At 29.1% G+C, this 6,000-nt stretch carries 5 protein-coding genes and 1 pseudogene; all 6 read left to right on the top strand.

All coding sequences use genetic code 11. The annotated features are described in order from the left end of the window. A pseudogene (locus EYW44_RS22830) lies at window positions 1-115 on the top strand (IS5/IS1182 family transposase); the annotation flags it as partial. Window positions 116-186: 71 nt separating this feature from the next. Further along, a complete protein-coding gene (locus EYW44_RS21535) occupies window positions 187-735 on the top strand; it encodes a hypothetical protein (RefSeq protein ID WP_132727833.1) in 549 nt (182 codons plus the stop codon). Window positions 736-807: 72 nt separating this feature from the next. Next, window positions 808-2,556: a tetratricopeptide repeat-containing sensor histidine kinase gene (locus EYW44_RS21530; RefSeq protein WP_132727830.1), complete on the top strand. Its 1,749-nt coding sequence runs from the start codon at window positions 808-810 to the stop codon at window positions 2,554-2,556. Continuing rightward, window positions 2,549-3,298 (top strand): LytR/AlgR family response regulator transcription factor, encoded by a 750-nt coding sequence (locus EYW44_RS21525; protein WP_132727827.1) that lies wholly within the window; start codon window positions 2,549-2,551, stop codon window positions 3,296-3,298. The genes EYW44_RS21530 and EYW44_RS21525 overlap by 8 nt, the downstream gene beginning before the upstream one ends. Before the next feature lie 276 nt (window positions 3,299-3,574). Then, complete coding sequence (locus tag EYW44_RS21520; protein ID WP_132727824.1) at window positions 3,575-4,666, top strand: hypothetical protein; 1,092 nt, start codon at window positions 3,575-3,577, stop codon at window positions 4,664-4,666. 42 nt (window positions 4,667-4,708) lie between these two features. Further along, window positions 4,709-5,995 carry an MAC/perforin domain-containing protein gene (locus tag EYW44_RS21515; RefSeq protein WP_132727821.1) on the top strand — a complete coding sequence of 429 codons (1,287 nt, stop codon included), beginning with the start codon at window positions 4,709-4,711 and terminating at the stop codon, window positions 5,993-5,995. Window positions 5,996-6,000 lie beyond the last annotated feature (5 nt).

The raw sequence follows: 6,000 nt of genomic DNA, 5'->3' as shown, positions 1-6,000 counted from the left end.
TCGTTCTTTATTGAATAGATTTGACACCACAATTACTAGTTGGAAAGGCTTTAATTTCCTAGCATTTATTGTAATCGGATTAAAGAAATTTCATAAAATTGAAAAGTCAAGATGACTTCATAGAATTGTTTGATTGATAAATAATAATTCTATAACAATTTAGTATAAACAAAAAATAATATAACTATGAGTAATGTAACAACCAATCACGTAGAAAAGAGTAAGAAAGAATTAGCAAGAATTCCAGGAAAAAAAATTTCTAAGCAGGATAAGCTAATAAAAGTATTTGTAGGTGAAGGACAAGAATTTGCAATTCCGATAGATTTTGGTGTTGAGTATCCAGGGGTTTTAGCTCCTACAGTGCTTACTTTTATAAAAGATAACGGAAAGGATAAAAATATTTTTATTCAAGGAGTTGCTTTTGTAAATAGTGATTATGGAGTAAAGAAAGATCAGTTTGAGTTTTATTATAACTTTACCTATAAATCTTCAGGAGAATATCAGTTAAATATTTATATGACATTTATCCATAGTGATAAAAATAATGAGCAAGGTTTTAGGTATTATCCTTTTTTAATGGAGTTTTATGAAGGTGCTGTAAAGTGTAGTGAAGAGGAAGTAGTTTCACTAGAAAAGATTAAAACAGTTGAATTGTTTGTAGTGAATAGAAACCCAGAAGCTTCAAGAGGTACAGTAACCACAGTAAAGCCTTCTTCTGGTACAGAAGGATTCTAATTTTTTTTGAATATAGCAGCGATTAATTCGCTGCTTTTTGTATTTTAAAAACCAACCAAATAAGTTTTTAAAATGCCTACTAACAATAAAACCTTTTTATTGTTCTTTTTTCTTCTAATTAGTAATATCATAGTTTGTCAAGAGAAAAAAGAGTTAATTTCAATTCAACAAGAAATTATATCAAAGTCTACTCTTCATAATAAAGATGAAAATTTTAAAAAAATACTTGAGCTTTATCTAAATAAAGAATGGGATTCTATTTTATTTAATACAACAAATCAGATTGAAACGAATTCGAAATTAAATAAAGAAACTAAGCAATATTATTATTTTTTTAAAGGGTACGGATTGTATAAGAAGAAAAAGTTTAAATCAGCTAAAGAAACATTTCAAAAGATTACTCCACCTTTCCTTTTGTTAATTCAAGTAAAGTCATATTTAGGAGAATTAGCTTTACTAGAAAATAATTATTCAAATGCACTGACTATTTTTAAAGAAGTTGAAAGCGAATTGAATTCTTCTATTAAAGGAATAGAAATAAGAAATATTAAACATAACATTGGTATATGTTATTTGCATCTTAAAAAATTTAAAGAAGCAGAAAAATATTTGACTAACAGTATTCAACTTTATGAAAAAGAGAAAGATTCTACAGAACTAGTTGGAGCTTATGGTGATATTGCTACTTTATATTACGAACAATACAAAGATGATTTAGCAATTCCATATTTTAAAAAAGCATACGAATTTTCTAAAACAGTAGATAATTTTACACTAAAAAGTAATACTGCAAAAAACATGGCAGTGGTTGAAGAGAATAGAAAAGATATAACTGCTGCTTTGAAATATAGAAAAGAGTATGAGCAGTGGAACGACTCGCTAAATAATCATAATAAAATATGGGAGTTAGCTCAGTTGGAGAAGAAGTTAGCTGTAGAAAAAAAGCAAATAGAAGTAAATCTTTTAAAAGCTGAAAATAAAGCTAAAATAGCTGAACGTAATAGTTTTCTTTACATTACAATGGCACTTTCAATATTATTGTTGGTAATCATTGTTTTTTACAGGAAAAATATAAAATCAAAAAGAACCATTTTAGCCCAGAAAGAACAGCTAGATACTTTAAATGAAACTAAAGATCGTTTATTCTCTATTGTAAGTCATGATTTACGTTCGTCTGTAAATACTTTAAAACTGAGTAATAAAAAAGTAATTAAAAATTTAGAAAAAGAAAATATTAAAAATGCTCACAAAATTTTACAGCGCAACAGTACGATAGTTAGTAGTGCATATAATTTGTTAGACAATCTATTGAATTGGGCGATGCTACAAACACAACAATCATATTTTGAAATAGAAGAAAATCATTTATATTTTACTGTAGAACATGTGGTGTATAATTACATTCCTTTGTTAAAAGAAAAAGAACTTCAATTAAAAAACTCAGTAGACAAAACAACTAAGGTGATGGCAGATCAGGAGTCTTTAAAAATCATACTTAGAAATTTGTTAGATAATGCCATAAAGTTTTCTGATTCAGAAGGAGACATCAAGATATATACTCAAGATAAAGATGCTAGTTTTTTAGATATTGTTATTGAAGATTCAGGTATAGGAATGGATGTTAGCACTCGAGAAAAGTTAGTAACAAAGAATATTACAGTCGATAAACGTAAACATACAAATAGAATAGGTTCTGGTTTAGGATTACAGTTATGTAAATCGATGATTCAAAAAAATAAAGGAAAGCTATCTATAGAAAGTGAATTAGGAAAAGGAACAAAAATGATTGTATCTTTACCTAAACTTCTTATTAATGGATAATGTAAATGTTTTTATCGTAGAAGATAATCCTGTACAAAGTGAAGCTCTGGTAGACGTTTTAGAAACACACAACTATAATGTTATTGGCGTAGCTGAAAATTTTAAAGATGCAATAACAACTTATTTAACTAGAAAAGATATTGATATAGTTATTATTGATATTTTTTTAGGAGATCACCCAGATGGAATTTCTTTTGCAGAAACGATTAATAGTTTACAAGAAACCAAAAAACCATTTTTATTTTTAACAAGTTCTACTGATAAAGCATTGTTTGAAAGAGCAAAAGCCACGATGCCTTTTAATTATATGGTAAAACCTTTTAATGAATTAGAATTGCTGTTTTCTATTCATATAGCCATGGAAAAATTTTATGGTCAGAATGATGTGTTTACCAAAGATGATTCAGATACAATAGTTAGCAACGATTACTTATATATTCAAAAAGGAAAGTCTCTTAAAAAAGTACTAATTACAGAAATAATTTATATTGAAGTTGAAGGTCGTTATTGTAATATAATTACAGAAAAAGGGAAGTTTGTTATTTTAATTTCATTAGCAAAAATAGAACAGTTGTTAGATACTACAATGTTTAGTAAAGCTAGTAGAAACTTTTTAGTAAATACAGGTATGATTGAAGAAATTTATCCTAGTGATAATTTAATAGTATTATCTGGAGGATACAAAGTAACTCTTAGCGATAAATATAAAGATATCATTAAAAAGAACATTGTACTTCGCTAATAAAAGTGTGACTAGCTAAAAAAATAAAATAGGTCTTCTTACAGTTCTATTATCTTCTCTTTTAGAGTTGAAAAGTTACATACAAAACTATGAGTATGCCACCATTATCCAAGTATTAGTTAATACAATAGAAACACCATTTCATGAAGCGTTTTTTACAGTTAGTGTCAAAAAACGAATAACCACATCTTTTTCAAAATAGTTTTACGGTATGAGTAATTAAAAGTACAGTGCTTTTAAATGCTTCAACCAAAGTATAAACTAAAAAAGATAAAGATGACGAAAGCTTTTCATATCTACAAAGGTGAAATTGATTTTACAACCTTTGAATTTGAAGAAAGTATCACCTTAGATGCAATTAGAAAAAAACTTATCGATTCGGGTTTTATGACCATTTCCGAAAGTGAAGATTTCAGATTTGTAAATTTTCAAAATAAAACACCGAAGTACGAAGATATGGTGGTGGGAATAAGTACGGAAACCTATATACCTATTTCAGGAATTATAGGAGAAAATAATCAAGCCTATTTAACAGATGTAAATAAAACCATGGAAACTGATTTTATAGGTTTTAGTACAGATTGGTGGTTTGATAGGTATATGTCGTGTAGAATGCGCTTAAATACAACCGACTCAGAAGCTAGAAAAGCCAATGAAGGAAAGTTTCAGCCTTTTATGCTGACGAATGTGAAAACTGCAAATCCAAATTTACCAGCGATTAGTTTTGAAAACATTGTGGTATGCGAAAAAGATAGTGTGATTCAGTTTGAAATTAGTTCATGGGCAGCAGCTGGTTATGGATATACTATAAAACCAACCTCTGGCTCACCAATAAATAGTAAACCGTTATACATTACGTTTACAGGTTGTCCTAAAGATGGAGGTAACTATGCCAGAACTTCTTTACGTCGTTACTATACAGAAAATCAAAGTCAAAATAAAAGTACGATTAAAGTTGTAGCAACTGATACTTTGAATTTAGGAGGTAATGATTTGAATTATATGAAATTCTCTATTAGAACTTGGAAGGTTACAGAGTACAAGTCGAACAATAAAGTATACAAATGCAACTTACCACTTCCATCGCCTTATCAAAAACAAGAAACCATTACCCCACCATACAGCCAACTTGTTAATGGTGATGAATCTGTAATACCTGGTGGAACAATAGAACCAGGAACTACAGTGCCAACAGGAGATCAGTCAGAGCAAAATATTGGAACAATTTATAATGTAAAAGATAGTCAGAATGTAGGGGATATTATAGGTGAAGTTATTTTTTATGTTTTTGTATTTAAAACAAAAGAAGACGCAGAAGCAGTATTTGGACAAATGAATGACATTGATCCTTCAATTTGGCAAGGGTAACTAAATAAAAATTGAATTCAATCACAATAAAATTAAGAAAGCATGGCAAAAAAAAGCATAGATAAAAACAGTGATATAAAATTAATTGTATTTCAAAAAGCAGGCAAAGAGTCTATTTCGTATCCTTTTGATGTAAATACCAAACTATCAGAAGTAAGAAAAGTACTAGAATCTCCAGAGGTAGATAATTTTATGAAAAGAGAAGATTATTTTCTGAATGAAGGAAGTAAAATTTTAATATCTACAGAATCACAAATAGCATTAAGTGTATTATTAAATTCGGGTAATGTTATAACGGTTGGGGTGTTAGATCTTTCAGATCCACTAGATCCTGAAGATGGTGTACAGTATTATATGGATTTAAGTACTACAGAAAAGTTATCTCTTTTTGAAAATGTTCAAATTTTTAATGGTTTAACCTTCGACCCTGAAAAAGGTTTTACAAAATCATTTAAAAAATTGTATTCATGGAAAGAAGGTAAGTTTCCAGATGCTTTAGTGCCAAGAGTACTTACGGAAGTAGAAAATAAAGATGCATATTCTAAAGTTACACATTCATTACAAGAAACAAATACAAATAGTGGTTCAGTATCATTAGCTAGTCCTACTGTTGGTGGTGAAGCAGAATTTAAATTTGAACAAAGTAAAAATCAATCAAGTAGTGAAGTAACACAGTACATCACAGGAAAATTTTTAGTTAGAAAAGTTGCATTACAAGTAGATTTAGAGAATTATGTTGCTTCAGACGATTTTAACGACGCTATTCATAGAGCATTATTCAAGTATTCAGATAACGATTTTAAAACATGCAAAGCTGTTGTAGAGGTGTTAAATGAATATGGATATTATATTCCTAAAGAGTATAATTTAGGAGGAGCATTATTTTCTAGTGATTCTACAACGATAACAGAGTTCAGTGAGTCGGAAACGAACAGACAAGAATTTGGTGGTTCTTTTAAAGCAGCTTTTACAAGTATTGGAGGTGGAGCCTCTTATAATAATGCATCAGGAAGCACACAAACAACTACACAAACAGATAAGTTTCAAATTACTTCGTTGTTACAAGTAGGAGGAAGAGCAGGTACTTCAAACGATTATAGTGAATGGGCTAAAACACTTGATAAAGCTATTTATTGGGGGGTAGCAACTTTTGACGAGATGTTACCTTCTGTGGCAATTTTAAGTAATATAAGTAATATGAATAGAGTAATAGCTTTGTTTGATAAATTTAGTTCATATCCTGGTATTGTAGAGTTGCAACCTCATATCAATTTGTTAGATTATGCAACAGCGATTCAAAATTTATATAATCCTTGGGGAGTAAGATAAAAGGT

Origin of the sequence: Tenacibaculum sp. M341, assembly GCF_004337695.1 — a bacterium.
In the GTDB taxonomy this organism is placed as follows: domain Bacteria; phylum Bacteroidota; class Bacteroidia; order Flavobacteriales; family Flavobacteriaceae; genus Polaribacter.
Note: the sequence above shows the minus strand (reverse complement) of the source record. Positions and strands in the feature narration are given on the sequence as shown.

Coding starts and splice junctions, on each gene's coding strand:
- EYW44_RS21535 (WP_132727833.1), top strand. CDS start 187: ATGAGTAATGTAACAACCAATCACGTAGAAAAGAGTAAGAAAGAATTA.
- EYW44_RS21530 (WP_132727830.1), top strand. CDS start 808: ATGCCTACTAACAATAAAACCTTTTTATTGTTCTTTTTTCTTCTAATT.
- EYW44_RS21525 (WP_132727827.1), top strand. CDS start 2,549: ATGGATAATGTAAATGTTTTTATCGTAGAAGATAATCCTGTACAAAGT.
- EYW44_RS21520 (WP_132727824.1), top strand. CDS start 3,575: ATGACGAAAGCTTTTCATATCTACAAAGGTGAAATTGATTTTACAACC.
- EYW44_RS21515 (WP_132727821.1), top strand. CDS start 4,709: ATGGCAAAAAAAAGCATAGATAAAAACAGTGATATAAAATTAATTGTA.